Source organism: Micromonospora sp. NPDC006766 (assembly GCF_040636055.1).
In the GTDB taxonomy this organism is placed as follows: Bacteria; Actinomycetota; Actinomycetes; order Mycobacteriales; family Micromonosporaceae; genus Micromonospora.
The window spans coordinates 1-25,750 of the sequence record NZ_JBEYIX010000050.1 but is presented as its reverse complement, the minus strand read 5'-3'; the positions used below and the strand labels follow the sequence as shown (position 1 = coordinate 25,750).

Genomic DNA, 25,750 nt, shown 5'->3' with positions numbered 1-25,750 from the left:
CGTTCGCAGCGGGGCGGCGGCGTGAGCGGCGTCGAGCACCGGTACACGGTGACCGGCCACCGCGAGATCTGGTCCGGCCGGATCTTCTCGGTGGTCAGTGACGACGTCACCATGCCCGGCGGCGGCACCGCCGCCCGCGACTACGTCCGGCACGTCGGCGCGGTCGCCGTGGTGGCCCTGGACGACGCGGGACAGGTGGTGCTGATCCGGCAGTACCGGCACCCGGTCGGCCGGCACCTGTGGGAACTGCCGGCCGGGCTGATGGACGTCGGCGGCGAGGACCTGGCCGCCGCCGCGGCCCGGGAACTGGCCGAGGAGGCCGACCTGACCGCCGGCGCCATCGATGTCCTGGTCGACCTGCACAGCTCGCCGGGCTTCTCGGACGAGGTGGTGCGGGTCTTCCTGGCCCGCGACCTCGCCGACGTGCCTGTCGAGCAGCGGCACGACCGGCGCGACGAGGAGGCCGACCTTCAGGTCGTGCGGGTCGACCTGGACGAGGCCGTCGGGATGGTTCTGGCGGGGGAGATCACCAACGCCGCCTGCGTGGCCGGGCTGCTCGCCGCCGCCCGGGCCCGCGAGACCGGCTTCACCGAGCTGCGCCGGCCGGAGGCGCCGCTGCCCCGCTGAGCGGGCCGGACAGCCGCAGGGGCCGTGCGATCACCGCACGGCCCCTGTCGCGTTGCTGCCGCCGTCAGTCGCGCAGCGGGCGCCCCTGGCCGTCGACGCCGCCGTTGACCAGGATCAGGATGCCGTCGATGAGACCCCAGATCGAGCCGAGGCCGCAGGTCACGAAGGTCACCACGAGCTGAAGCACACCGGTCTTCACGTCGCCCATGTAGAAGCGGCCGACACCGAAACTGCCGAGGAGAATCTGCAGGATGCCCGCGACGACCTTGCTTTTGTCCGAGACACCGTAGGGCTGGTAAGGGGGAGTAGTCATGAGGGGTCAGCGTAGTGATCGACACCGGAGCTGTCCGCATCGCCGCCCGGACAATCAGGCGATCTTCACGAATACCGGCCTGACGGCTGAGTCACTCCGTTGCTGATTCCGTAGTCGGATGTCAGCAATCCCGGCCTTTGGGCTGGGAAGGTCCGTAACGGTGTCACCGAAGCGCGAGCGGTTCGGTGTCCTGATGACGGTCTCGCGTTTCCTCCTGCTGCTGTTGGTGTGGCAGGGTTGCGCCACCTGCCCGCTCACCCGTGGCCTTACGGCTGCGGGTGGTGGTGCGGGTCTTGCGGTCGGCTCCACGCGGTTTCGGCGTTTGCGCGCCTGGGTCTCCGGCCACTCCGGTACCCGTTGCTTGTGCCGTCGCGAGGGCGGCGAGGTTGCGGGCTGCGTTGGCGTCCCGGTCGAGGACCAGACCGCAGGCGTCGCAGGTGAACACTCGGACGTGCAGCGGCAGTTTGGCTTTCACCACGCCACAGGCTGAGCAGGTCTTGCTGGAGGGATACCAGCGGTCGGCGAGCACGTGGGTGCCGCCGGCCCAGCCGGTCTTATAGACGATCTGGCGGCGGATCTCACCGAACCCGGCGTCGGCGATCCTGCGGGCCAGACGCCGGTTACGCAGCATGCCGGCCACGTTGAGGTCCTCGACCACCACCGTGCCGTACTCGCCGGTGATGCCGGTGGTGAGCTTGTGCAGCCCGTCGGCGCGCAGGTTCGCCACCCGGTGGTGCACGCGGTTACGTTCGGCGTTCGCGACCGCCCACCGCCGGGACGGCCGCTGCCCGGTGCGCCGGTCCGGCCCCTGACGGCGGGAAACCCGCCGGGACAGCCGTTTGAGGTGCTTGAGCGCGGCGTCGTAGTGCCCGGGGTTCGGCACGTACCGCACCTCACCCTGACTGTCGGCGATCACCGCGAGACACGTCACCCCCAGATCCACGCCCGCCACCACATCCGGACGCGCCGGAGCCCGGTCGGCTGCGCGTTGGATCTCGACCTGGAAAGAGACGAACCACCGCCCCCGCGCGAACGTGACCGTGGCGGACAGGATGCGGGCGGTGTCGTTGCCGATGCGGCGCTCCAGCTTGCGGGTGGACTCGTAGGTGCGGATGGTCCCGAGCCGGGGCAGCGTCACGTGGCGGCGGTCCGCCTCCACCCGGATAGTGCCGGTGGTGAACCGGCACGCCAGCCGGGCGGTGTGCTTGGACTTGCGCCGGGGCATACCCACACGCTTGCCCTTGCGCTGCCCGCGCTTGGACTTCGCGTAGTTGTCGAACGCCGCCGCCGCGTTGGCCAGGCCCGTGTTGTACGCCTCCTTCGAGTTTTCCTGCCACCAGCCGGCGAAACGCGGGTCGATCTTCTTGACCTCGTTGAACACTTTCCGCAACGACTGCAGCGACCACGGCCGCCACGGTGTCAGGTCCTCTTCGCCGATGCCGTAGGACTCTTCCGCCTTGCGCTGCCACCACGACGCCATCACCCAGCCCACGGCCCAGTTGTAGGCGGCGCGAGCCGCACCACAGTGCGACCGCAACCGCTGCTCCTGCTCGGCGTTCGGGTCTAACGCGAAACGGAACGCCTGCACCACGAAACCCGGACGCGGCTCGAACTTCTTCACACCGACGGCTCCTGGGCGGTCGCGGCGGCCAGAGCGCGGGCAGCACGATCCTTGCCCGCCCGCTGCCCATACAACCGGACACACAACGACGTCAACACCTCGGCCATATCCTCGACCAGGCCGTCCGTGGATCCCTCCGGATCGATGACCACCAGACGACGCCCGGTCGCAGCGAGCGCGGCCTGCACATGCTCCACCCCGAACCGGGCCAGCCGATCCCTGTGCTCGACCACGATCACCGCCGCAGACGGGTCAGCGAGGAGTCGATGCAGCTTGCGGCGCTTACCGTTCAGGCCGGAACCGATCTCGGTCACGACCTCCGCCACGGCCAGGCCCTGGGCGTTCGCCCCCTCCACCACCCGCACCGTCTGCCGGTCCAAGTCACTCTTCTGATCACTGGAAGACACGCGACAGTAGGCGACCACACGACCGGCCGCCGACCGCGCCTCTTCCACGATCCACGTACCAGACGGCGCCTGACGGACAGGAACAGGCATCCTGCCGTCCCTCACCCACCGCCAAGCCGTCTGATAGGACACGCCCTGCTCGCGCGCCCAGTCCGACAGCTTCACACCACCACAATACATGGGAATGTTCGAGTATGGTTGCCCACAAAACCGGGATCTGTTGCCAACCCCACCGCTCAGCCCGGTCCGGTCCTGACACATCGTCAGCACGATCGGGCACCGGATGGCACTGTGCAGGCCGCCGAAGGAGTGCCCGCGCGCCTAGACTTCGGCCGGCAGGACCGGTGGACCGCGCCGGCGTAGGGGTCGCCGCGGCGCCGCAGTCGGGGGCGGTGAGCAGCCCCGGAAGAAGGTGTCTGCACCGTGAAGGTCGGAATTCCCCGCGAAGTCAAGAACCACGAGTACCGCGTGGCGATCACGCCCGCGGGCGTCAACGAGTTCACCCGCCACGGCCACGAGGTCTTCGTCGAGGCCGGGGCGGGGGTCGGCTCCAGCATCGCTGACGACGAGTACGCCGCCGCCGGCGCGAAGATCGTCACCGGCGCGGACGAGGTCTGGGCCGCCGCCGAGCTGGTGCTCAAGGTCAAGGAGCCGGTCGCCGAGGAGTACCACCGGATGCGTGAGGGGCAGGTGCTCTTCACCTACCTGCACCTGGCCGCCTTACGGGAGTGCACCGACGCGCTGCTCGACCGCAAGGTCACCGCCATCGCGTACGAGACCGTGGAGCTACCCGACCGGTCGCTGCCGCTGCTCGCCCCGATGTCCGAGGTGGCCGGACGCCTCGCCCCGCAGGTGGGCGCCTTCTACCTGATGCGCACCGGCGGCGGACGCGGGGTGCTGCCCGGCGGCGTCTCCGGCGTCTACGCGGCCAAGACGGTGGTCATCGGCGCCGGCGTCTCCGGCATGAACGCCGCCGCGATCGCGCTCGGCCTGCAGTCGGAGGTGCTGCTGCTGGACAAGAACGTGGCCCGGCTGCGCCAGGCCGACGCCATCTACCGTGGCCACCTGCAGACCGTCGCGTCCAACGCGTACGAGATCGAGCGGGCGGTCCTCGACGCGGACCTGGTCATCGGCGCGGTGCTGGTGCCCGGCGCGAAAGCGCCGAAGCTGATCTCCAACGAGCTGGTCTCCCGGATGAAACCGGGCAGCGTGCTGGTCGACATCTCCATCGACCAGGGTGGCTGCTTCGAGGACTCCCGCCCGACCACCCACGCCGACCCGGTCTACAAGGTGCACGAGTCGATTTTCTACTGTGTGGCGAACATGCCCGGGGCGGTGCCGAACACCAGCACCCACGCGCTGACCAACGTCACCCTGCCGTACGCCCTCGAACTGGCCAACCGGGGCTGGCGTCAGGCGCTGCGCAACGACCCGGCCCTGGCGCTGGGCCTGAACACCCACGCCGGCAGGGTCGTCTATGGCCCGGTCGCCGAGGCGCACGACCTGGACGTGCTGCCGCTGGCCGAGGTGCTGAGCTGAACGCGATCACGGACCGGGCCGGCGCGGAACCCGCGCCGGCCCTGCGCCGCGCCGTCCGCGGCTACCTCGACCACCTCACCGTCGAGCGTGGGCTGTCCGCGAACACCCTCACCTCGTACCGCCGCGACCTCGACCGCTACCTGAGCACCCTGGCCGCGGCGGGGGTGACCGACCTGTCCTGCGTCGGGCCCGCCCAGGTGGAGACACACCTGGCCCGGCTGCGCGCCGGGGACGCCGACCACCCGCCACTGGCCGTGTCGTCGGCGGCCCGCGCCGCCAGCGCCGTCCGCGGTTTGCACCGCTTCGCGCTGCGTGAGGGCCTGACCGGCGTCGACCCCAGCCGCGACGTTCGCCCACCCACCCCGCCGCGCCGGCTGCCCCGGGCGCTGCCCGTCGACGACGTGCTCCGGCTGCTGGATAGCACCGGTTCGGTCGCCGGGACCGGCGACGCGGCGCCCTGCGCGCTGCGCGACCGGGCGTTGCTGGAATTCCTGTACGGCACCGGCGCGCGCATCTCCGAGGCGCTCGGCGCGGTCGTGGACGACCTGGACGTCGACGAGGGAGTCGTCCTACTGCGCGGCAAGGGCGGCCGGGCCCGCCTCGTCCCGGTCGGCGGGTACGCCGTCGAGGCGCTGCGCGCCTGGCTGGTCCGGGGCCGCCCGGCGTTGCTCGCCGCCGGCCGGGGCACCCCGGCGGTCTTCGTCAACGCCCGCGGCGGCCCGCTGACCCGGCAGGGCGCCTGGATCGTCCTGCGTGGCGCGGCGCAGCGGGCCGGCCTGCCGGTCGCCGGCCCCGACGCGGTCTCCCCGCACACCCTGCGCCACTCGTACGCCACCCACCTGCTCGACGGCGGCGCCGATGTGCGGGTGGTGCAGGAACTACTCGGCCATGCCTCGGTGACCACCACCCAGGTGTACACGTTGGTCACCGTGGAGCGGCTGCGCGAGGTGTACGCGACCGCCCACCCACGAGCCCGCGGTTGACCTCTGTGCACCCGCCCGGCGGCGTAGCGGGTCGACACGCCGACCCGCTACCGAACGCCCTGCTGGCCGGTGGCGTACAGTCGGCATCGGCGTGAACCTCATGGGCCGGCAGACCGGAGGTCGCAGCGGCGCCGCGAGGGACGTCGGACGGCTCCGACACCGGGTGGTCGTCGGGAGGGGGCAAACAAGGACATGGCTGGCAACGAGGACCGTGCCGAGACCTGGACGTCGGAGCTCCGCGAGCAGCAGGCGTCGCTCGGCGCCGACCTCGGCCCGGCCGACCCCGCCGCGTACACGATGCGCAAGCCGATCCCCGAGCCGATGCCGACCGACCGGCACGGCCCGGCGCGGATCATCGCGATGGCCAACCAGAAGGGTGGCGTCGGCAAGACCACCACCACCATCAACCTGGGTGCCGCGCTCGCCGAATACGGCCGCAAGGTGCTGCTGGTCGACTTCGACCCGCAGGGCGCGCTCTCCGTCGGTCTCGGCGTCAACCCGCACAACCTCGACCTGTCGGTCTACAACCTGCTCATGCAGGACGACGTCACCGCCGAGGACGTGCTGATCAAGACCGACGTCGCCGGGCTGCACCTGCTCCCCGCCAACATCGACCTCTCCGCCGCCGAGATACAACTGGTCAACGAGGTCGCCCGGGAGATGGCCCTGGCCCGGGTGCTCAAGTCGGTCCGCAAGGAATACGACTTCATCCTGATCGACTGCCAGCCCTCGCTGGGGCTGCTGGCGATCAACGCGCTGACCGTGGCGCACGGCGTGCTCATCCCGCTGGAGTGCGAGTTCTTCAGCCTGCGCGGGGTCGCGTTGCTGCTGGACACCATCGACAAGGTGCGCGAGCGACTCAACTTCGACCTGGAGCTCGAGGGCATCCTCGCCACCATGTACGACAGCCGCACCACCCACTGCCGGCAGGTGCTGCAGCGGGTGGTGGAGGCGTTCGGGGACAAGGTCTACCAGACCGTGATCACCAAGACCGTCAAGTTCCCCGAGTCGACCGTCGCCGGCGCCCCGATCACCACCCTCGACCCGGCCTCCTCCGGCGCCCGCAACTACCGCCAGCTGGCCCGTGAGGTGATCGCCGCCCAGTCGGAGCGGTAGGTCGCACGTCGCGAGTCCCTGCCGTGGACTACGGTTTTCCGGTGACCGCACCGCCCCTCGACCCGCCCGCCGCCCCGGCCGGCACCGCCCCGCCAGCGACCGAGCCGGCTGCGGACGTCGACGGTGCCGGCGCGGGCAACCCCGCCGGGGACACCAGCCGGTTCACCGTCCGGCTGGACAACTTCACCGGCCCGTTCGACCTGCTGCTGCAGCTCATCAGCAAACACAAACTCGACGTCACCGAGGTGGCCCTGCACAAGGTCACCGACGAGTTCATCGCCTACATCCGGGCCATGGGCGACCAGTGGGACCTCGACGAGACCAGCGAATTCCTGCTGGTCGCCGCCACCCTGCTCGACCTGAAAGCGGCCCGGCTGCTGCCCGCCGCCGAGGTGGAGAACGAGGAGGACCTGGCCCTGCTGGAGGCCCGGGACCTGCTCTTCGCCCGACTGCTGCAGTACAAGGCCTACAAGGAGGCCGCGGCGCACCTGGCCGACCTGGAGGCGGTCGGCGGCCGGCGTTACCCCCGAGCGGTCACCCTGGAACCCCGGTACGCCGAGGCGCTGCCCGACCTGGTGCTCGGCATCGGCCCGCAACGACTGCTCAAGCTGGCGCTGAAGGCGATGACCCCGAAGCCGGTACCCGAGGTGTCCATCGCGCACGTGCACATGGTCCGGGTCAGCGTCCGGGAGCACGCCGAAATCATCTCCGCCCGGCTACGCCGCGCCGGCACCGCCACCTTCTCGCTGCTCTGCGCCGACTGCGACATCACCCTGGAGGTCGTGGCCCGCTTCCTCGCCCTGCTGGAGCTCTACCGGCAGGGGCTGGTCGCCTTCGTGCAGGAGCAGGCCCTGGAGGAGCTGACCGTGCGGTGGACCGGCCCCGTCGAGGGCGGCACCGCGCTGACCATCGACGAGTACGCCGGCTCCCCGGAGCCGGCCGCCCCGCCCGCGCCCGACGGCGGCGACCCGGCAACGACCCAGGAGGAGCCCTGATGAGCGACGAGGAGTACGGCCACTCGCTGGCCGACCAGGCCGCCGCCTGGGTCCCCCCGTGGCAGCGTCCCGCCCCCCAGGAACCCGCCCCCGCCGCTGCGCCCGCCCCCGCCGCAGATCGTGGAAGCGAAGAGCCCTCGGAGGGGTTTTCCTCTTCCACGATCTCCACCGTCGCCGAGTCGGAGCCGCAGCCCGCTTCGGACCGTGGTGCGGGCAGGCCTCTGGAGGGGCCGCACGGCACCAAGATCCCGGAGCAGAGCGGCGGGAGCGGGTCCGGTGGGGCGAAGGAGGGAGTGGCGTCGGGGACAGTGCCGGGTGGGGCCGGGACGGAGGCGGCCGGCGCCGGCGAGTCGGTGGCAGCGGACGAGGCGACTTCGGGCGTACCCGGGAAGCGGGGGCGACGGCGGGCGACGGTCGCGCCCGAGCCCGCCCCGACGCTCGACGACACCGAACTGCGCGGCGCGCTGGAGGCGATCCTGCTGGTGGTGGACCAGCCGGTCAGCGAGCTGACCCTGGCCCAGGTGCTGGAACAGCCCCCGGAGCGGATCGGCCCGATGCTCGAGGACATCGCGGCCGGTTACACCGCCGCCGGACACGGCTTCGAACTGCGCCGGGCCGCCGGCGGCTGGCGTCTCTACACCCGCCCGGAATACGCCACCTACGTGGAGCGGTTCGTGCTGGACGGGCAGTCGGCACGACTCACCCAGGCCGCCCTGGAGACACTCGCCGTGGTCGCCTACAAGCAGCCGGTGACCCGGTCGCGGATCTCCGCTATCCGGGGCGTCAACTGCGACGGGGTGCTGCGTACCCTGGTCTCCCGCGGCCTGGTCGAAGAATGCGGCACCGAACCGGACAGCGGAGCCTTCCGCTACCGGACCACCACCCTTTTCCTGGAGAAGCTGGGACTGAACTCGGTGGACGACCTGCCGCCGCTAGCCCCCTTCCTGCCCGACGACGTAGAAGAGCTTGCCGATGCGACGCGATGACCGTGCCCCCAAACCCGACGCCCCCGTGTACGAGGACGCCGAGCGCCTGCAGAAGGTGCTCGCCGCCGCCGGGGTGGGATCACGGCGTGCCTGCGAGGACCTGATCTTCCGGCGCCGGGTCACCGTCAACGGCCGGGTCGCCCAACTCGGCGACAAGGCCGACCCGACCCGCGACGTCATCCACGTCGACGGCGAACGGCTGCAAGCCGACACCCGGCTGGTCTACCTGGCCATGAACAAGCCCCGCGGCGTCGTCTCCACCATGGCCGACGAAAAGGGACGCGCCGCGCTGTCGGACTTCCTCGGCAACCGGGTCGAACAGCGCGTCTACCACGTCGGGCGGCTCGACGCGGACAGCGAGGGCCTGCTGCTGCTCACCAACGACGGCACCCTCGCCCACCGACTCATGCACCCGTCGTACGGGGTGCTCAAAACCTACCTGTGCGAGGTCGCCGGGCCGATCCCGCGTAACCTCGGCAAGCGCCTGGCAGCCGGCGTCGAACTGGAGGACGGGCCGGTGCGGGTCGACTCGTTCCGGGTGACGGGCACCCTGGGCAAAACCGCCCACGTGGAACTGGCCCTGCACGAAGGGCGCAAACACATCGTGCGGCGCCTGCTGGCCGAGGTCGGGCATCCGGTTAGCCGGCTGGTCCGTACCTCGATCGGGCCGATCCGCCTCGGCGACCTGCGCGCCGGGCGGACCCGGCGGCTCACCAACGCCGAGGTGGCCGCCCTGTTCAAAGCGGTGGGTGACTGACCCGCCGTTGCGGGTAGGCGTGCCGGTAGGCTTCCTCGCGGCCCGCGACAGCACCAGGTCGTGGCGCGGCGAACTGGAGTAGCCACGGTGTCGCCGGTCGCGCCCGGCGACGTCGCCGCGCCGGCCCGCCACGGGCGCGGGCATCATGGACGAGGAACATCCGCTCAACGGCGCCGGAGACACCGGCGACCCGCGAGGTACGGGCTGAGGAGGAACACGGTGGGGCAGAACGAACCGACCGGGCGGTGCGTGGTCGCGGTGGACGGACCATCCGGTTCGGGCAAATCCACCGTCTCGCGGCGGCTCGCCGTCCGCATCGGGGCCCGTTACCTCGACACCGGCGCCATGTACCGGGCGGTCACCTGGGCGGTGCTGCGCTCCGGCGTCGACCTCACCGACGCCGAGTCGGTGGCCAAGGTCGCCGGCGACGTCGACCTGCGCATCGGCACCGACCCTGAGGGGTACGGCGTGACCGCCGACGGCGTCGACGTGGCGAAGGAGATCCGCGGTGCCGAGGTGACCGGCGCGGTCTCCGCCGTGGCCGCCGTGGCCGCCGTACGCGAACTGCTGGTCGCCCGCCAGCGACAGATGATCACCAACGCCGGCCGGATCGTGGTCGAGGGCCGCGACATCGCCTCCGTGGTGGCCCCCGACGCCGACCTGAAGGTCTACCTGACCGCCTCGGAGGAAGCCCGCGCCCAGCGGCGCAGCGCCGAAGACGCCAGCGACGTCACCGCGACCGCCGCCGACCTGGCCCGCCGCGACCAGCTCGACTCGACCCGCAAGGTCAACCCGCTCCAGCAGGCCCCCGACGCGGTCGTGCTGGACACCACCCAGCTGGGCATCGACGAGGTCGTCGCCCAGCTGCGCGAACTACTCACCGAACGAGGCGTGGCATGAGTGAGGTCGGAGAATGGGTCGAGCTGCACGACCCGGAGCTTGACGCCGGTGAACCGACCGGCCCGCAGCCCGTCGTAGCTGTGGTCGGCCGGCCCAACGTCGGCAAGTCGACGCTGGTCAACCGGATCATCGGCCGCCGGCAGGCCGTCGTCGAGGACATCCCCGGCGTGACCCGCGACCGCGTCCCCTACGACGCGCAGTGGAACGGCCGCGCGTTCACCGTCGTGGACACCGGCGGCTGGGAACCCGACGCGAAGGACCGCGCCGCCGCGATCGCCGCGCAGGCCGAAACCGCCGTCGTCACCGCCGACGTGGTGCTCTTCGTGGTCGACGCGATGGTCGGCTCGACCGACGTCGACGAAGCCGCCGTCAAGATGCTGCGCCGCACCGCCAAACCGGTCATCCTGGTCGCGAACAAGGCCGACAACACCACCATCGAGATGGAAGCGACCGCCCTCTGGTCGCTCGGCCTCGGCGAGCCGTATGCGGTCTCCGCGCTGCACGGCCGTGGCTCCGGCGACCTGCTCGACGCCATCCTGGACGCGCTGCCCGAGGCCCCGACCGTGGTCGAGAACCGCCCGCGCGGCCCCCGCCGGGTGGCCCTGGTGGGCCGACCCAACGTCGGCAAGTCCAGCCTCCTCAACCGCTTCTCCGGCGAGGATCGGGCGGTGGTCGACTCGGTCGCCGGCACCACGGTCGACCCCGTCGACAGCCTCGTGGAGATCGGTGGGGAGACCTGGCAGCTGGTGGACACCGCAGGCCTGCGCAAGCGGGTCGGCAAGGCCAGCGGCACCGAGTACTACGCCAGCCTCCGCACCGCCTCCGCGATCGAGGCCGCCGAGGTGGCCGTCGTGCTGCTCGACGCCAGCGAGGTGATCAGCGAACAGGACCAGCGGATCCTCTCCATGGTCGTGGAAGCCGGTCGAGCCCTGGTCATCGCCTTCAACAAGTGGGACCTGGTCGACGCCGACCGCCGCTACTACCTGGACAAGGAGATCGACCGGGAGCTGCGCCGCATCCCCTGGGCGATTCGGCTCAACCTGTCGGCGCAGACCGGCCGGGCCGTCGACAAGCTCGCCCCAGCCCTGCGTAAGGCCCTGGCAAGCTGGGAAACCCGGATCCCCACCGCGCAGCTCAACCAGTGGCTCACCGCACTGGTCCAGGCCACCCCGCACCCGGTGCGCGGCGGTCGGGCCCCGCGCGTCCTCTTCGCCACCCAGGCCGGCGTCTCCCCGCCGCGCTTCGTGCTGTTCACCACCGGTCCGCTCGACGCCGGCTACCAGCGGTTCGTCGAGCGCAAGCTCCGCGAGGAGTTCGGCTTCGAAGGCAGCCCGATCGAGATTTCGGTACGCCCCCGCAAGAAGCTCGGCCCGGGCGGGCGCGGCAAGGCACACGGCTGAGTTTCGGTCCCGAAGCCGCCGGGGAAGTCTCCTCGGCGGCTCCTTTCCTAGGACGCTCTACGGGGAGTGGCGTGGCGTACCTGCGACGCGGGAGGGGCCCCTGCGCACTGCGCGAAGATCTTGCGCTAAGCTGTATCGGCTGCCGCAGGGAAGACCCGGCGGGGGCATCGGGACGTGGCGCAGTTTGGTAGCGCACTTGACTGGGGGTCAAGGGGTCGTCGGTTCAAATCCGGCCGTCCCGACAGAGTTTCAGCAGGTCAAGGCCTTGATTTACTTCGGTGGATCAGGGCCTTCTTGCTGTTTCGTCTCACAATTCATCACGTACGCCCGTACTGCTGAAATCTGGGCGTAGGAGTCACCCGAACAGGCCTGATTCGAGGTGCTCGGCGGCCACCTTCAGGTGGCTGTTGTCCGGGTGGACGTAGACCCGTTTGGCGAGCGTGCCGCCGTCGGCGTGGCCGGCCCAGGCGGCCAGCACGACGTCGGGCACTCCGGCGCCGGCCAGGTAGGTCAGGCAGGCGTGTCGTGCGTCGTACGGCCGGACCTTGCGTACGCCGACCTTGGCCATCAGTTCGTACACCCGGCGGCGGAGCCAGTCGGTGCGTTGCGGCTGGCCGAGTTCGTTGACCAGGACGTAGCCGCTGTCGACGTAGGCGTTGCCGGCCTTCAGGCGTTCCTTCTTCTGCCTGGTGTGGAAGGCCTTGAGCGCCTTCGCTACCGTCGCGGGCATTGGTAGGCCGCGCTTGCCGGCTGTCGACTTGGCCTCTTTCTCCTCGACCTCGCCGTCGACGAGCGTCCTGGTGTTCTCCCCGGCCGCGATCGTGCCGGCCTCGAAGTCGACATCGGACCAGCGCAGCCCGCACACCTCGGCGGGTCGGAGGCCCATCATCGACAGCAGGCAGACGGCGTACAGGCGTTCGCCCGTGATGCCGGTCAGGAACGTCTTTACCTCCTCCTGGGTCCACGGTTTGTGCTCCGCCCGGGCCTCGGCAGCGGCCTTCGCCGCCGCCCTGGGGATGGTGACGAACGCTGCGACGTTGCGCACCACGAGCTGACGGCGAACCGCGACGTTCAGCGCGGTTCGGAGCCGGCCGAGCGTGAGGCGCACCGATCGGACACCCAGGCCCGTTCCCGGTTTGCCGCCGCGTTTCCGGCCCTGCGTCAGCATCCAGTCGACCAGGGCCTCGATGTCGGCCTCGGTGACTTCTTGGAGTGGCTGTTCGCCGAGGCGGGCCCGGACCGGCAGGAGCGCGTCGCGGTAGTTGGCGGCGGTTGCCTTCTCCACGTCGCGGGTGGCCGACTTCAACCACTCGTCGAGGAACTCGTCGACGGTGATCTTGCCGGGTTTGACGTACGTGCCGCGGTCGGTCTCGTGCTTGATCCGGGCGTATTCGGCCCTGGCTTCCTTCTTGGTGTCGAAGGTGTACGTCCGCTGGTCCCGGCGTCCGTCCGACTTGCGCCCGACATCGATGACGAACCGATAGCGGGTCTTGCCGCTGCGAAGAGTGATCTTCTTGATCGGGTCCGAGGTACTCACGCTGGTCGTGTTCCTTCCGTTGGGGGGTGCGCTGGTGCTCTGGCGTCAACGCCTGAGGCAGCGGTTGGTCATGAGATAATGGTACCTTCTTTCGGTACCTAATATCGGTACGGATTTGTCCGCGCGGTGGCGGATGGTGGTGGGCGATGTGGGATGTGGGAACCTCGACTCGTCATCCAGCCGTCTAAGCCGCTCGCCGAGGAGTTGAGGCATGCCGCGACAGCGTCCTGTCGCCGACAACCTGCCACCGTTGCCCGCGCGAGAGAAGCGGGATCAGCAGGTCAAGATCCGGCTCACGCCTTCGGAGATAGAGAGGCTGGCGGTGTTGCGGCCTGACCTCACGCCGTCCGGGATACTCGCGTTGCTCGTTGACGACGTGCTCGCCGGGCGGTACCGGCCGGCGTGGGCTGCCGCTGCGCCCGACGAGGCTGAAGCGGGCGGGCCTCAGAGGTCGGCGTAGTTACTGCCGGCCCTGACCCGAGGCGGCTTGGTCGGCTTCCTGCCGTTCGACGCCAACGAGCTTGAGCAGGTCCGCCGTGCGCACGCGGTACGAAGTTCCGATCCGAAGCACGGGGCAGGGGAAGGCGCCGCTCTTCGCAAGGTCGTAAGCCTTCGTGCGGCCCACACCGAGAGCGCGGGCGGCGGTCGCGAGGTCGACCACCGCGGGTAGTTGGAGTAGCTCGTCCCGGTTGAGAGTGCTGGCGATCATCACCCTGCTCCTTAGGTCGAGGGGAGTGGACGCCGAGGGCGTCCGGCTGGAGAGGCACACTTCGACATGCCTCGACACGACCATCGGGTTCCGGCGTTGCTTGTGGCGCTACCCGTCGCCGGTAGCGGCGTGACCCAGAACGCTGGTAACGCCGCGGTAGCCGCCGGCGGTTGCCCACCACCACTACCGTGCCGGGGTCCGTCCGTTCCCAACTGTTCTCGGGCGGCTGGTCTATTCCGCGCGCCCGATCAACGGCGCGGCCGAAACAAGTAGTACCCCTCCACGCCGCCCCGCTTGTCCTGGCAGTACGACATCTGGTGCAGCAGCCAGCCCTGAGCCTCCACCGCCTCGATCTGCTCCGCCACACCAGCGACCGACCCCGACATCACATGCCCGGTCGCCGGGTTGTTGATGCGGGCCACGAACACCGTGCGGCCCTCCTCGCGAGCCCTGGCGGCCTCCTGCGCGATCGCGTTGGCCTTGGCGTCCTTGATCCAGCCCATCGCATCCCTCTCATGTGGTGGGTGTGCTCAAGCGTCACAGGCTGCCACCAGGGCGCAACCCGATACATCCCCCAACCTGGCAAGGTGATACGCCTGGGAGGTGACATGGCCGCCCTACCCCGCACTGTCGCCCAGGCTGACCGCCACGGCGTTCGCGAAATATGCACCCAGTGCCTCAGCCGTACCCAGTGCTGGATGACCTGTTAGTCGGCCAGCCCGGGCTGCGGGTCGAGGGTCGCAGGGAGCCGCAGCATTGGCCAGCGCTGGTCAGGACGGAAGTCGGTGTAGGTGCCGTCGAAGGGGAAGTCGCCGGCCGTGACCAGCTTGATGAGCCGTTCTCCCTCGGCGCGGACGGCGTCGGCCGTGGCTCTGTCGAAGTAGAGGGCGTTTCCGATGCGCTCGTTGAGCTCGTCGACGTCCTTCCACTCCCACTGCCGGTCCGGGGTTACGACGATGTCGAGGACGAGGTCGTTGGTGTCCACGCCGTCGGGCTGCCGGCGGTAGGGCGTCTCGAGGTTGACGTACCAGCCGTCGAAGGTGCCGTCGCGGAAGAACCACCACACCGAGTAGGCGGCCTGCGGCGGCATGAGGACCAGAATGTCGTACGTCTGCCAGGTCAGGACCGTCAGCTTCGGGTCACGCATCTGATCGACGGTGACCTCGTGCTGAGTCTTGCCGTCGGCATCGACAAGCCGGGCGAAGTCACTGCCGGCAGAATGCCAGAGCAGCAGGCCGTCCTCGTTGTCGGCGATGACGCGCATCGGCTGCACCCACGTACACCACGGCCCGCGCAGATAGCGGCGATTGATGACCTTGCCCGGTTCAAACGGCATCGCAGCAGCGTAGTCCGCCTTGATCAGATGCCGCGGACTCACTCGTCTAGTTCGATGATCGGACGGGGGCGGAATCGGGTGTGGGAGCGGCGGTGGGGGTGATGGTGGCTTCGGCGGCGGAGTCGGACCGCCGGTGACGCAACTCGGTCGGCAGCACTGCCAGCGCGATCAGCGCGCCGAGTAGGCCCGTCGCGGTGAAGCCCCAGGCCGGTGCGGAGGCATCGATCACCGCCCCGGCCAGCGGGGCGCCGAGCGCCAGTCCCACCGTCATCGCCGAGGCGTGCAGGCCCATCGCCTCACCCCGTACGCTTGCCGGCGCCAGTCGGCTGACCGCGTCGGCGGTGGCGGCTACGGTCGGCGCGGTGAGTGCCCCGGATGGCAGCAGCACCAGGGCGAGCAGCCACCATTCGCCGCTGCCCAGACCGACCGGAATGGTGACCAGACCGAGTAGCAGGGTAAGGGTCAGCGACGGCACCGGGCGGGGCAGCGCTCCGTAGGTGAAGCCGCCGACCAGCGAGTACGAGGCCCAGAGCGCCAGCACGACACCGGTCCAGTCGATCTGACCGGCGTCACGCAGTACCGCCACCACTGTCACATCGGTGCCGGCGATTATCAGCGTGCTGGCCGCGCCGCCAGCGAGCAGTCCGATCAGTCGTGGGGTCAGCCACTGCCGGCGGGGCAGTGGCTGCGCTGGCGTCGTCTGCTCGTCCTGGGCCCGGGTTGGTGGGTTGAGCACCAGTAGGGTGAGTCCGGCCAGCGCGATGCCGCCGCCGACGGCGTACATGGTCAGGGTTGGCGAGACACTGGTGGCCAGGGCCGCCGCCCCTGCCGGCCCGATCATGAAGCTGAGTTCGACCGACATCGAGTCCAGGGCGTACGCCTGACGGCGTTGGGTCGGCGGGACCAGCGCGGCGATCGACTGCCGGATCACGGAGAAGATCGGGAGGGTGAGCAGCCCGCCGACGAACGCGGCACCGAGCAGCATCGGGTACGGCAGGGCCGGCGCTGTTGCCCAGAACAGCGCCGAGACCGCCGTGGTCAGCAGCAGCATCGGCCGCAGGCCACGCCGGTCGACCAGCCGGCCGAGCAGTGGTGCGCCGAGCGCCGAACCGACCGTCATCGCGGCCCCGACCAGGCCGGCGGCGAAATAACCGCGGCCCAGATCGAGCACGTGCAGCGTCATCACCACCGCGGTGGCCGCCACCGGCACCCGGGCCAGGATCGCGACGAGCAGCAGAGGCCGCAACCCCGGCAGTGCGAGCGCGTCCCGGTACAGCTTCAAATCCAACACGGTCCGCACCTCCCGGGGTCACACTGGCCTAATACGGCAGCCCGGGTTCGTTATGTAGATGGCCGGCGATGAGTTGAGCCTGGCTTGGGCTGGTCGGCGTGTCTGCGGGCATGCAGACGGCCGCCGGTTGATCATGCACTGTTTGTGAGGACAAGTGAAGATCGTGCGGCGGCCGCTGGGCACAGCGTAGACGCCGAGGGGTGGCTGGCGGAGTTCGACACCGGGTTCGCGTGGATCGCGGGCCGGTTCTCCCGGGTCGAGCCGCGCCGGCAGGCCCGCTCGTTCCTGCTCGGGCTGTTGTCGGATGTGGACACGCGGTCGTGTTGGCAGTTGGCTGAGCAGGCTGGGGACGCATCGCCGCATGCGATGCAGCGGCTGTTGGGCGAGGCGGTCTGGACGCCGACACGGTGCGTGACGACGTGCGGGGCTACGTGATCGACGCCCTCGGCGACCCGGCCGGGGTGTTGATCCTTGATGACACCGGTGACCTGAAGAAGGGTATACACACCGTCGGGGTGCAGCGGCAGTACACCGGGACCGCGGGGCGGGTGGAGAACGCGCAGGTCGCCGTCTACCTCGCCTATGCCGCACCAGGCGGCTACACGCTGATCGACCGGGAGGTCTACCTGCCCAAGGCGTGGACCGACGACCCCGATCGGTGCGCCGCCGCCGGCATCCCGGCTGATGTCGAGTTCGCCACCAAGCTCGTTCTGGCCCGGCGGATGCTCACCCGCGCCCTCGAGGCGAACGTGCCTGCGGCATGGGCCACTGCGGATGAGGCCTACGGCGGTGATCGGCAGCTCCGCCGCGACCTGCAAGCCCGCGGGATCGGCTACGTCCTAGCCGTGGCCAAGAGCCACCGGGTCACCGCCCGCCCGGTCGACGGCCCGGTCCGCGCTGACCGGCTCACCGCCGACCTGCCGAGCCGGGCGTGGAACCGGCTGTCCGCCGGGGCCGGGTCGAAAGGCGCCCGCGACTACGACTGGGCCTGGATCAGCATCACCCCGCCCGCCGACGAGACTCCGGGGCAGCACGCCCTGCTGATCCGCCGCCGGATCAGCGACGGCGAGCTGGCGTTCTACCGCTGCTGGTCACCCCAGCCAGTTCCGCTGCGTGTGCTGGTCAGGGTGGCCGGAACCCGATGGTCCATCGAGACCTGCTTCCAGACCGGCAAGACCATCGGCCTGGACGAACCCCAGGTACGCCGCTGGCACGCCTGGCACCGACACGTCACCCTCGTCATGCTCGCCCAGGCCATCCTGACCGTGATCGCCGCCCGCGAACACGACGACCATCCCGCAGCCGACCAGACAGTGATCCCGTTGACCCTGCCCGAAATCCGCCACCTCTTCGCGAAGCTGATCACCAACACCGTCCACCCGATCAGCCACTGGCTGACCTGGTCACACTGGCGACGCCAACACCAAGCACGCGCCCGGACCAGCCACTACCGCCGCCGCACCCAACCGATCCATCAACCAGCATCTACATAACGAACCCGGGCTGCCGTACTAAGACGAGTAGTTCCTAGATTCGGCTTCAGCGGGGTTGCCGTGCACAGCGCGTGACCCGTCATCGATCTAAGGCGATCCAGTAGCGCCTCACTGGACCGTGCTCGGTGTCGCGGATGCTTTCGAGGACGCCGCCGTTGCGTTCGATCGTCCGGGCCGACGCGATGTTGTCGGCCAGACAACGGATGAGGACGCGGTCCAGGCCCAGGACGACGCGAGCCTCCTTGAGCATCTCGCCGAGTGCCCAACTTGCCAGCCCTCGGCGGCGCGCGGAGGGCCGGACGCCGTAGCCGATCTGGCCGATCTCGTCGTCGAACTGGTGCCGGAGGGCGATTCCTCCGAGTACGTGGCCGTTCTCGACAATCCACCGGGGTGAGCCGTGCTGTTCGTCCGGGCACGGGTCGCCGGCCGGATGGGTCAGTCGGACCCGCTCGTGCACCCAAGCGGCGAAGCCTTCGGGCGAGTCCACGTCGTCGTCGACCCCCAGGCCGAAGCCGTCCTCGTGGAGGCCAGGGCCCCAGTCATCGCGGCATTCCAAGAACGCGGCGTGCAGGCGGATGGTCGGCAGAATCAACTCGGGCATGCGGTCACGGTATGGAAAGCCGGACCGTTAAACGAGCCGCTTCTTGCCAACATCGACCACCCCCAGAAGCCGATTCAGCTCCATAAAGGCCCACGCGCTTCGGCGGCTATCAGGAGGCGCCATGGGGCCCTGCATCGCGATGTCAGCCAGGTCAGAGACGCAACCCCCGCCGAGGAGCGCCAGGAACTCAGGAAGCCCCCACGTGCAGGTTGTGTGATCTGCGCCATATGCAAATCGGCCCGCATCCATCGACGAATCGGCTGAGCGGCCGCCCTGTAGCAGCCACGTAAAGTAGATCCGGACTCCGCAAGACCACCCGCAAGGTAGGTCCGGACTCCGCAAGGTCCGCGTGGACGCGACACACTGCCTGCGCAGGCTCCGTCCAGACGAACCCCGCACAGCGGAGCAAGATATGGCCATTGCTTATCAATCTGCGACCGGGCGCGGTCGCAGATTGGCAATGGGGGGCGGGCATGTCCGCCGAGCCGGCCGGGTACGGCGTTGGTAACCGCTGGCGCTGCCGCCGCCGGCAACGCCGGGGGCGCACAGTGGCGAGGATGGACAGCGACGAGCCCGCCCCGCCTCGCAAGGTCCGGCATCGTACTCACAGCCGGCCGGCTCGCCCGCACGCGGTGTTGCTGAGGCTGTCCGATGAGGAGAAGGCGGCGATTGACAGGGCGGCGGCCGCTGCGCAGCTGACCCCGACCGGCTACGCGGCGAAGGCCGCCGTCGCCGCAGCCTCCGCCGGGCAAGCCCCCGGTGACGCGACTGGCGATCTGCGCGATCTGCAGCATGAGTTGTTCGCCGCGCGCCGCGCCGTGGCGATGTTCGGTAACAACGTCAACCAGGCCGCCGCCTCGTTCAACGCCACCGGTCAGCTGCCCGATTGGGCTGCCGAGGCTGTCCGGTTGTGCGCGGCCGCGGTGGCCCGGCTCGACGAGGTGATCTCTCTGATCGATAGGAGGCTGCGGTGATCACGCGGGTGCACCGGCGCGGGTCGAGGGTGGGTGGGCTGCTGCGCTACCTGTGGGGCCCGGGCAAGGCGGAGGAACACGTCAACCCGCACCTGGTGGCCGCTTGGGACGGCGCGGGCCTCCTGGCCGACCTGGAGCCCGAAGTCATCGCCACGGGCAGGCGCGATTTCCGTGCGTTGACGGCGTTGCTGGAGCAGCCGGTTCGTGCCGGCTACCGGCCGCCGAAGAAGTTCGTGTGGCATGCCAGCATGCGGCTGGCGCCCGAGGACCGGCATCGCAGCATCAGCGACACGACGTGGGCGAGCATGGTGGAGCAGATGCTCACCGAGGTGGGGGTCGCCACCGCCGCCACCGATCCGGGCCTGCGGTGGATCGCGATGCGGCATGCCGATGACCACGTGCACATCGTCGCCACGCTCGTGCGCGAGGACGGCCGTACCGACTGGCTGCGCAACGACTACCCGCGCTGCGTAAAGGCCACCTACAACGTGGCCCGCCGCTACAACCTGCACCGCCGGGTTCCGCCAGCGGACCGCACCGCCCATCGTCGTCCCCACCCGGTCGAGGTCAGCAAGGCCCGTCGTACCGGCCGCGCTCGAACGCCGCGTGATGAGCTGCGCCGGCGCGTACGCACGGCCGTGGCCGCCGTCGGGTCGGAGGAGGAGTTCTTCGCCCGGCTGCGCGAGACAGGCGTGCTGGTGCGAGTCCGGCACAGCAGCACCGACCCCCGGCAGATCACCGGGTACGCAGTGGCACTCCCCGGCGGACACACAGCGGACGGGCAACCGGTGTACTTCGGCGGGGGCCGGTTGGCGCCCGACCTGACGTTGCCGAAGCTGCGGCTGCGGTGGGGCGCCCCGAAGCCGCTGTCGGCGCCGGCCGTGGGTCGGGCTGAACGGGTCGAGGCGATGCGCCAGGCCGCCGCCGCTGTTTCCGCGGCCGCCGAGGACATTCGCCGGGATGCCCGTACCGCACCCGGTCGGGCGCAGGCGACCGCCGTCGCCGCTGCTGACCTGCTGATTAGCCTGGCGTACGCGGTGGAGGGCGACCGGCGCGGGCAGCTGCACCGGGCAGCCGAAGTTTTCGACCGGGCGGCCCGGGACCTGTACGGACGAGTACGCCGGTCCACTGGCCGTTCCCAGGAGTTGCGCGCGATGGCGCGGCTGGTAGCGCTGATGGGCCGTATCTCCGGTGACGAGGACGCGGTCGCTGCTCTCGCGTTGGTGATGGACCTGGCTCGGCTTGCCGATGCCCTCGAGGGTCTGCGGCAGGCCCAGCAGCGCCTACACCAGGCCGAGGCGGCCCGGGCCGCAGCCGGCGCGCTGCGGCTGGTAGCGGGTGGCCGGCAACAGGTGGTAGCGCCGCCGCTAACTCCCGCGGCAACGCCCGAGCCGACAGTGGGAGGCGGCCGGCGTGCCGCGCGCGGCCGTTGAATAAGCAGGGGAGGTGCATGTGCCGCGCCCGGAGCAACATGAAGACCCGATGGCCGAGACCCGCCAACAGTTCCTGCAGGGGCTGGCGACGGTGGCGACCGTCGGCGAAGCCGGTGCCCGCTGGGCTGCCGTCGGCATCCAGAACAAGGCCGCCGAACGGGAACGCGAGGCCCAGCGTGAGCAGGCCGCCGCGACGGCTCGACGCGAAGCCGACCGGCTGGCCGCCAAGGTACGCGCGGACCGGGAACGCATGGCGGCGTCGCTGGACGGCGACTGGTTGGTCAACAAGGCCACCTTCGCCGAAGCCGCCGCTATCTGGCGAACCGCGACGATCCACGCCAGCAGCGACCCGGTAGCCCGGCGGGCGGCAGAGTTCGCCGAGCAACGGCTACGCCAGATTCGCCCAGATCTGATGGCCGCCTACGAGCGCCATAGACAGGCAGGAGTGCCGCTTCCCGAGGCTATGCGCGCCGCCGCGCGGGAGGTGTGGGAGAGCGATGCCCGCGCCGGCCACCGCCAGCACGGCAGCGCTCGGGCCCACGCCAGCACACCCAACCGACCGAGGATTACCCCGGACGGCCCAGCCGCACTGCCACCGAGCGGCAGTGGGCTGGTCGACGACTTCGACGCCGCTGTCCGGCAGGAGGCGATGAAACTGGCCGAGCACGTACGGCCGGAGGCCCTCGACGAGCTACAGCGCCAGTGGCGCGCCACAGGGAAGCTCCCCGCGGGCGACCCGGTGCAGCTGCTCCGCGACCTCGCGGCCGAGATGAACCAGGCCATCAGGGCCGGCGAAGCCGACGGCCGGCCGGTCGAGGCGATCCGCCTCGCCTACAGCCACGTGGAGGAGGCCCTGGCCCGCGACCTGCAAGGCCGGGCGGCCGCCGAACGCGGCGAAGGAATCCGCGACGCCGGGACGGTCGACAACCCCCGCACCCCGGGCGACGAGCACGCGGCCGGGCAGACAGCCAGCGTGCTCCACGACGACAACGCCGACCACACCGTCGCCACCGCGGCTGCCGTCCGCAACACCGGCACCGTCCCGACGCCACCCTGGGCGCAGGCCTTCCCGAAGCTACGCGTGGCCCAGGTCAACCCGGCGATCGCAGGGCAACAACCCGCCCCGGCCGTCACCGCTGTGCCGACCCGAGGCCCGGCACGATGACGGACAGCACATCGCAGCGGACCCGCATGGCCGCCGCTACGCAACTCGAGGAACTCGTCGCCCAGGTGGCGAGACTGGCGGCGCAGGTCGCCGACCTGCAGCAGGTCCAGGTCGAACGCACTCAGGACGGCGACGGGGAGGACCAGCCACCGCTGTACTCGACGGTCGAGGAGTGGGTGACCAAGTACCTGCTGCCGACCTTCCCGCGCCCGGTCGGCGAGGTCGGCCTGAACCGCTGGCACTGGTGCGAGCAGTGGTGGCGCCATGATGAGGCGGTGACCCGGCTGACTGCCCTGTGGTACTGCTGGGAACAGGCCCGCCTGCAGATGACCGGCATGCTTCCCTGGCTGCGCGAACTCGACCACCAACTGCCCATCCTGTGCGGCGACGACGGACCATTCCGCAACTGCGCTGCGGGCGGGGATCTCGGAGAGAAACGACACCGCTCATCGCCGGAGGTGCCCGCCCAGCCCGCGCCAGAGAACTGGTGGAGATGGTGGGAGTGACTCCGCTTCTGGCGCAGAATCAGCCAGGGGCCCTAGGGCAAGGAACGGTGGGGACGGCGGTCCGTCCCCACGTTCTGTCCCATCTGTATCGTTACCCTCATCGATCACTGAGCCGTCATGCACGCCTGCCCAGTAAGATCAGGTTTGAAAATGTTCAGTCATCGATATCCGCGATGGTCACCGCCCCATCGAGAACGGCCTGGACCTCCGCTTCCAGTTCGAGGTTCCCCTTCGCGCCGAGGTCGTTCATATAGGCCTCTGCGGCCGACTTCAGAGCAGTGTCTCCAGCCGTCATGGCGTTCGCAATCACCACTGGCACCGCATTCCGTGTGAGGTCATAGGACACCATGCCGCCCGCGCTACGCCCGTTTAGGAGAAGTTTGAGCACCGCGAAAGCAGTCGCCGGGTCGACCGTAGAGGCCTGCGCCAGGTCCTTACCGATCATGTATCGCTCCGTCGCAATCGCGGGCTCCAGCTCTAATGCCTCCCTCAGCCTTGGCAACCACCATTGGACCGGAAACTTGTCGCCCTTGGCGGTCCAGTAGAAGCCCATCAGCTCTTCATGGTCCTCCGGATGATCCTTGACGTGCTGGAAGCGCTCGTCCCAGAGGTCTCCGAACCGATCGCGGATCTCATCATCAACATGGCTAGCACGGAAGAACGACCAAGCGATAACGCCGAGTGCCTCGCCGCGGATCTTGGCATCGGCCGCCGTGAAGAACGCTTGGACAACCGGATCGTCGGCCGTCTTATGGCCGTATATCAGTGCATCGACGGCCCATTCGCCAATCCGTTGGACAGGATTGGACTCACTAGGCCATCCACGGACGAGCGCGGCGCCGACGTCAATCGCAGCAATCATCGGACCGCTTAGTAGGTCGTACAAATCGCGGTGGTAGTAGTGCATGGCAAGAGCCGTGGTCAAGGCAATCTGCTGCTGAACGGATAGGCCATGTTCAGAGCCGAAGAACTCTTCGAGGTGGTCCTTCAGCCACTCCGGCGAGTCAACAAGGAGGCGGCCCGTGTTCTCGCCGAGCACTGCACGGCCAGCACCGTGCCTGTCATCTCGCGCGAGCTCTCGTTCGATCGCTGCCATCGCGCTCGGCTTCCAGGGCGCTTGCTTGGACCGGGTGGCCAGGTAGATCAACGCCCGCAGTCGGCTAGGCCATTGCCAGTTGAGCGACATGGTGAGTGGGTCCCAGCTGTTGTCGCCCACCTCATACGCGTCGTACTCCGCCCAAGCGTCGTCGTCGTCGGCGTCGTCGATCAGCAATTTCGCAAACTGAGCTACTGAGTGGTCCGGAATCGCCACGCCGTCGCGCTTCTTGACGAGTTCCTCCAGAAGCCCGACCGCGGCTTTCTTCGCCCAACGGAAGTTTTTGTCGTCATCCATCGTGCCGCCCTCGACAGGGAAGGGCGACTCGTCCTCGTGCGCTAGCACGTCGCGAATCAACGCGGCGACCTGTGACCAATCGAGTTCAATGTCCGCCTTGAGGGCTGCCTCCCATCCTTGGAGAATGGCGCGCAGGTAGGTTGGCCGGAGCTGCTCGATGAGATCCGTGACGCCGGCTAGGGCGTGGGGGTTCGTGGTCAAGAGCCCCGCGAGCTCTCGTCCTTGACCTTCATGAGAGGGCTCAGGTCCCCAGCCGTCCCCCGTGTCCTGCCAGCTCGCAAGGTGAGCGACAAGCTCGGTAGGGCTCATTGCCGCCATCTCATCTTGGGTGCTGTACGGGTTTGGCCCAGTCCAGCTGGTGATCATGCCCGAGGGGGTGAGCGCTCCCTCGACCGTGCCGTTGCGCGCATCCAACGCGGCCAACTCGGTGCGCAGCTGGGGCGGCAGAGCATCAGCGCCAATCGCAGAAAGCCAGCGATGCTTGTAGCGGTCAGCGCGCTCCTGGATCTGGACCTCGGCCTCTTCCTCGGGCGTGTCCGGGTCGACGAGGCGTTCACGCATCCACCGCCGATCTTCTGCGTGTGCGTAGGCGATGAACTTGTTGATGACGTTCAGCGCGCTCGAATCGACCGTCGCAACCGCCTGTGCAAGCTCGGCGTACTCGACCCGCAGGTGGTCGTTGTCGGACGCCTCGTCGCCGAGGAATCGTTCGGCGACGCCAAGCAGGTACCGTGCGTCGGTGCCTGCATCGATACGTTGGCGGATCGCCTCGGCAACAGCGAACATCGCTATCTTGCGGAGCAGTTGCATGCCCGAGCGGAGGAGCACCTCTACAGTCGCCTCCGGGTCCTCCAGTACGGCCGGTATCGCCAGATCTCTGACCGCGTCGACCAGGGCGTGCTCGGGACGTGGGTAGGAATTGTCGCATGCCCGAATTGACGGTCGAGTCATGCCGCTGAAGTCGTGCTCGTCCCCGGCGTGGCCGGAGAACTTCTCAAAGTTGACGAGCCAGCCGGCAACTGAGCCATTCCGCGCAAGCGGGTGGTAGCAGTCAGTAGCTGCCTGGAATGCCGGGAAGGCGTGAGACGCGCCAGATCAGGTCCGGTACGAAGAGAAGACGCAGAACCTCGGTACGAAGTGGTCCTTCCACAGATCAACTTCGTAGAGGTCCTGCGTCGACATGAGTGTCACATACACGGCTGTGCTGCCGGTACGCGAGGAGACGGTGAACCGTCTGGCCGGGTTGCTGGACGCCGAACGCACCCGCCGCGGCACCCGCGCCCGAACCCGGTCACTGACCTGCCGTGACCAGGCGATCCTGGCCCTGCGCTGGTTCTGCGACGGCACCCGGATCAAGCAACTCGCCGCCGACAACAAGATCAGCGTGTCCACCAGCTACGACTACCTGCACGAGGCCATCGACGTGCTCGCCGCACAGGCACCCAGCCTGCACGGCGCCCTCCTCGCTGCCAAGGCCGCCGGCTACTCCCATATCAACATCGACGGCACACTGATCGAAACCGACCGGTGCCGCACCCCCGGACCGACACCGGGCGTGGATCTCTGGTGGTCTGCCAAGCACGACAACCATGGCGGCAACGTCCAGGTGATCACCGTCGGCGACGGCTGGCCCATCTGGACCTCGCCCGTGCGTCCCGGCCGCGAGCA

24 protein-coding genes, 1 tRNA gene and 2 pseudogenes are annotated in these 25,750 nt (G+C 69.5%); 17 read left to right on the top strand and 10 right to left on the bottom strand.

Annotated features, from left to right (window positions below):
* The first annotated feature begins 21 nt into the window (after nt 1–21).
* Complete coding sequence (locus tag ABZ671_RS27040; RefSeq protein WP_357863260.1) at nt 22–627, top strand: NUDIX hydrolase; 606 nt, start codon at nt 22–24, stop codon at nt 625–627.
* Nucleotides 628–691: 64 nt separating this feature from the next.
* On the opposite strand, the gene ABZ671_RS27035 is transcribed toward ABZ671_RS27040, so the two are convergent.
* The 3 genes from ABZ671_RS27035 to ABZ671_RS27025 form a co-directional block, all read right to left on the bottom strand.
* Nucleotides 692–940, bottom strand: coding sequence for a TM2 domain-containing protein (locus ABZ671_RS27035; protein ID WP_357863258.1), 249 nt, complete (start codon nt 938–940; stop codon nt 692–694).
* A gap of 163 nt (nt 941–1,103) precedes the next feature.
* Nucleotides 1,104–2,561, bottom strand: coding sequence for an IS607 family element RNA-guided endonuclease TnpB (gene tnpB, locus ABZ671_RS27030; protein WP_357863255.1), 1,458 nt, complete (start codon nt 2,559–2,561; stop codon nt 1,104–1,106).
* Complete coding sequence (locus ABZ671_RS27025; protein WP_357863252.1) at nt 2,558–3,133, bottom strand: IS607 family transposase; 576 nt, start codon at nt 3,131–3,133, stop codon at nt 2,558–2,560. Before ABZ671_RS27025 ends, tnpB begins: the two co-directional genes overlap by 4 nt.
* Before the next feature lie 258 nt (nt 3,134–3,391).
* Here ABZ671_RS27025 and ald point away from each other — a divergent pair, with 258 nt between their 5' ends.
* From ald to ABZ671_RS26980, 9 genes are all read left to right on the top strand, one after another.
* A complete protein-coding gene (gene ald, locus ABZ671_RS27020; protein WP_357863249.1) occupies nt 3,392–4,507 on the top strand; it encodes an alanine dehydrogenase in 1,116 nt (371 codons plus the stop codon).
* Nucleotides 4,508–4,512: 5 nt separating this feature from the next.
* Complete coding sequence (locus ABZ671_RS27015) at nt 4,513–5,490, top strand: site-specific tyrosine recombinase XerD (RefSeq protein WP_357863300.1); 978 nt, start codon at nt 4,513–4,515, stop codon at nt 5,488–5,490.
* Between the two features lie 192 nt (nt 5,491–5,682).
* A complete protein-coding gene (locus tag ABZ671_RS27010; protein ID WP_357863246.1) occupies nt 5,683–6,606 on the top strand; it encodes a ParA family protein in 924 nt (307 codons plus the stop codon).
* 41 nt (nt 6,607–6,647) lie between these two features.
* Nucleotides 6,648–7,601, top strand: coding sequence for a segregation/condensation protein A (locus ABZ671_RS27005; RefSeq protein ID WP_357863243.1), 954 nt, complete (start codon nt 6,648–6,650; stop codon nt 7,599–7,601).
* Nucleotides 7,601–8,587, top strand: a complete 987-nt coding sequence (scpB, locus tag ABZ671_RS27000; protein WP_357863241.1) for an SMC-Scp complex subunit ScpB — start codon at nt 7,601–7,603, stop codon at nt 8,585–8,587. The genes ABZ671_RS27005 and scpB overlap by 1 nt, the downstream gene beginning before the upstream one ends.
* A complete protein-coding gene (locus tag ABZ671_RS26995) occupies nt 8,574–9,344 on the top strand; it encodes a pseudouridine synthase (RefSeq protein ID WP_357863238.1) in 771 nt (256 codons plus the stop codon). Before scpB ends, ABZ671_RS26995 begins: the two co-directional genes overlap by 14 nt.
* A gap of 219 nt (nt 9,345–9,563) precedes the next feature.
* Nucleotides 9,564–10,244 (top strand): (d)CMP kinase, encoded by a 681-nt coding sequence (cmk, locus tag ABZ671_RS26990; protein WP_357863235.1) that lies wholly within the window; start codon nt 9,564–9,566, stop codon nt 10,242–10,244.
* Nucleotides 10,241–11,644: a ribosome biogenesis GTPase Der gene (der, locus tag ABZ671_RS26985; protein ID WP_357863233.1), complete on the top strand. Its 1,404-nt coding sequence runs from the start codon at nt 10,241–10,243 to the stop codon at nt 11,642–11,644. Before cmk ends, der begins: the two co-directional genes overlap by 4 nt.
* Nucleotides 11,645–11,812: 168 nt before the next feature.
* A tRNA-Pro gene (locus ABZ671_RS26980) sits at nt 11,813–11,886 on the top strand.
* Nucleotides 11,887–11,999: 113 nt separating this feature from the next.
* On the opposite strand, the gene ABZ671_RS26975 is transcribed toward ABZ671_RS26980, so the two are convergent.
* Nucleotides 12,000–13,181 carry a tyrosine-type recombinase/integrase gene (locus ABZ671_RS26975; protein WP_357863230.1) on the bottom strand — a complete coding sequence of 394 codons (1,182 nt, stop codon included), beginning with the start codon at nt 13,179–13,181 and terminating at the stop codon, nt 12,000–12,002.
* A gap of 211 nt (nt 13,182–13,392) precedes the next feature.
* On the opposite strand from ABZ671_RS26975, the gene ABZ671_RS26970 reads away from it, so the two are divergent.
* Nucleotides 13,393–13,641, top strand: a complete 249-nt coding sequence (locus tag ABZ671_RS26970) for a hypothetical protein (RefSeq protein WP_357863228.1) — start codon at nt 13,393–13,395, stop codon at nt 13,639–13,641.
* On the opposite strand, the gene ABZ671_RS26965 is transcribed toward ABZ671_RS26970, so the two are convergent.
* The 4 genes from ABZ671_RS26965 to ABZ671_RS26950 all read right to left on the bottom strand — a co-directional run bounded on the left by ABZ671_RS26965 (nt 13,642) and on the right by ABZ671_RS26950 (nt 16,514).
* The gene (locus ABZ671_RS26965; RefSeq protein ID WP_357863225.1) at nt 13,642–13,890 is read right to left on the bottom strand and encodes a helix-turn-helix domain-containing protein; all 249 of its coding nucleotides are present in this window, start codon (nt 13,888–13,890) and stop codon (nt 13,642–13,644) included. It lies immediately after the preceding gene.
* Between the two features lie 248 nt (nt 13,891–14,138).
* Nucleotides 14,139–14,393, bottom strand: coding sequence for a hypothetical protein (locus ABZ671_RS26960; RefSeq protein ID WP_357863222.1), 255 nt, complete (start codon nt 14,391–14,393; stop codon nt 14,139–14,141).
* 203 nt (nt 14,394–14,596) lie between these two features.
* Nucleotides 14,597–15,226: a DUF402 domain-containing protein gene (locus ABZ671_RS26955; RefSeq protein ID WP_357863220.1), complete on the bottom strand. Its 630-nt coding sequence runs from the start codon at nt 15,224–15,226 to the stop codon at nt 14,597–14,599.
* A 46-nt stretch (nt 15,227–15,272) separates the two neighbouring features.
* Nucleotides 15,273–16,514, bottom strand: a complete 1,242-nt coding sequence (locus ABZ671_RS26950; protein WP_357863297.1) for an MFS transporter — start codon at nt 16,512–16,514, stop codon at nt 15,273–15,275.
* Between the two features lie 207 nt (nt 16,515–16,721).
* Here ABZ671_RS26950 and ABZ671_RS26945 point away from each other — a divergent pair.
* Nucleotides 16,722–18,010 (top strand): annotated as a pseudogene (locus ABZ671_RS26945) (IS701 family transposase).
* 79 nt (nt 18,011–18,089) lie between these two features.
* Here ABZ671_RS26945 and ABZ671_RS26940 read toward each other — a convergent pair.
* Nucleotides 18,090–18,611 carry a GNAT family N-acetyltransferase gene (locus ABZ671_RS26940; RefSeq protein WP_357863216.1) on the bottom strand — a complete coding sequence of 174 codons (522 nt, stop codon included), beginning with the start codon at nt 18,609–18,611 and terminating at the stop codon, nt 18,090–18,092.
* Between the two features lie 557 nt (nt 18,612–19,168).
* Between ABZ671_RS26940 and ABZ671_RS26935 the strand changes: the two genes are divergently transcribed.
* The 4 genes from ABZ671_RS26935 to ABZ671_RS26920 are packed head-to-tail and all read left to right on the top strand — an operon-like array spanning nt 19,169 to nt 22,689.
* A complete protein-coding gene (locus ABZ671_RS26935) occupies nt 19,169–19,585 on the top strand; it encodes a hypothetical protein (RefSeq protein WP_357863214.1) in 417 nt (138 codons plus the stop codon).
* Nucleotides 19,582–21,018, top strand: coding sequence for a relaxase (locus ABZ671_RS26930; RefSeq protein WP_357863211.1), 1,437 nt, complete (start codon nt 19,582–19,584; stop codon nt 21,016–21,018). The genes ABZ671_RS26935 and ABZ671_RS26930 overlap by 4 nt, the downstream gene beginning before the upstream one ends.
* A 49-nt stretch (nt 21,019–21,067) precedes the next feature.
* Nucleotides 21,068–22,183, top strand: a complete 1,116-nt coding sequence (locus tag ABZ671_RS26925; protein ID WP_357863208.1) for a hypothetical protein — start codon at nt 21,068–21,070, stop codon at nt 22,181–22,183.
* Nucleotides 22,180–22,689, top strand: coding sequence for a DUF4913 domain-containing protein (locus ABZ671_RS26920; protein WP_357863206.1), 510 nt, complete (start codon nt 22,180–22,182; stop codon nt 22,687–22,689). Before ABZ671_RS26925 ends, ABZ671_RS26920 begins: the two co-directional genes overlap by 4 nt.
* Before the next feature lie 154 nt (nt 22,690–22,843).
* Here ABZ671_RS26920 and ABZ671_RS26915 read toward each other — a convergent pair whose 3' ends face one another.
* Entirely contained in the window at nt 22,844–24,892 is a 2,049-nt protein-coding gene (locus ABZ671_RS26915; RefSeq protein ID WP_357863203.1) for a hypothetical protein, read from the bottom strand.
* A 370-nt stretch (nt 24,893–25,262) separates the two neighbouring features.
* Here ABZ671_RS26915 and ABZ671_RS26910 point away from each other — a divergent pair.
* A pseudogene (locus ABZ671_RS26910) lies at nt 25,263–25,750 on the top strand (IS5/IS1182 family transposase); the annotation flags it as partial.

What these genes read in the sequence shown, in the direction of transcription:
- ABZ671_RS27035 (WP_357863258.1), bottom strand. Translation starts at nt 940, where the DNA reads ATGACTACTCCCCCTTACCAGCCCTACGGTGTCTCGGACAAAAGCAAG.
- ABZ671_RS27010 (WP_357863246.1), top strand. Translation starts at nt 5,683, where the DNA reads ATGGCTGGCAACGAGGACCGTGCCGAGACCTGGACGTCGGAGCTCCGC.
- scpB (WP_357863241.1), top strand. Translation starts at nt 7,601, where the DNA reads ATGAGCGACGAGGAGTACGGCCACTCGCTGGCCGACCAGGCCGCCGCC.
- ABZ671_RS26995 (WP_357863238.1), top strand. Translation starts at nt 8,574, where the DNA reads ATGCGACGCGATGACCGTGCCCCCAAACCCGACGCCCCCGTGTACGAG.
- der (WP_357863233.1), top strand. Translation starts at nt 10,241, where the DNA reads ATGAGTGAGGTCGGAGAATGGGTCGAGCTGCACGACCCGGAGCTTGAC.
- ABZ671_RS26970 (WP_357863228.1), top strand. Translation starts at nt 13,393, where the DNA reads ATGCCGCGACAGCGTCCTGTCGCCGACAACCTGCCACCGTTGCCCGCG.
- ABZ671_RS26965 (WP_357863225.1), bottom strand. Translation starts at nt 13,890, where the DNA reads ATGATCGCCAGCACTCTCAACCGGGACGAGCTACTCCAACTACCCGCG.
- ABZ671_RS26960 (WP_357863222.1), bottom strand. Translation starts at nt 14,393, where the DNA reads ATGGGCTGGATCAAGGACGCCAAGGCCAACGCGATCGCGCAGGAGGCC.
- ABZ671_RS26955 (WP_357863220.1), bottom strand. Translation starts at nt 15,226, where the DNA reads ATGCCGTTTGAACCGGGCAAGGTCATCAATCGCCGCTATCTGCGCGGG.
- ABZ671_RS26940 (WP_357863216.1), bottom strand. Translation starts at nt 18,611, where the DNA reads ATGCCCGAGTTGATTCTGCCGACCATCCGCCTGCACGCCGCGTTCTTG.
- ABZ671_RS26935 (WP_357863214.1), top strand. Translation starts at nt 19,169, where the DNA reads ATGGACAGCGACGAGCCCGCCCCGCCTCGCAAGGTCCGGCATCGTACT.
- ABZ671_RS26925 (WP_357863208.1), top strand. Translation starts at nt 21,068, where the DNA reads ATGGCCGAGACCCGCCAACAGTTCCTGCAGGGGCTGGCGACGGTGGCG.
- ABZ671_RS26920 (WP_357863206.1), top strand. Translation starts at nt 22,180, where the DNA reads ATGACGGACAGCACATCGCAGCGGACCCGCATGGCCGCCGCTACGCAA.
- ABZ671_RS26915 (WP_357863203.1), bottom strand. Translation starts at nt 24,892, where the DNA reads ATGCAACTGCTCCGCAAGATAGCGATGTTCGCTGTTGCCGAGGCGATC.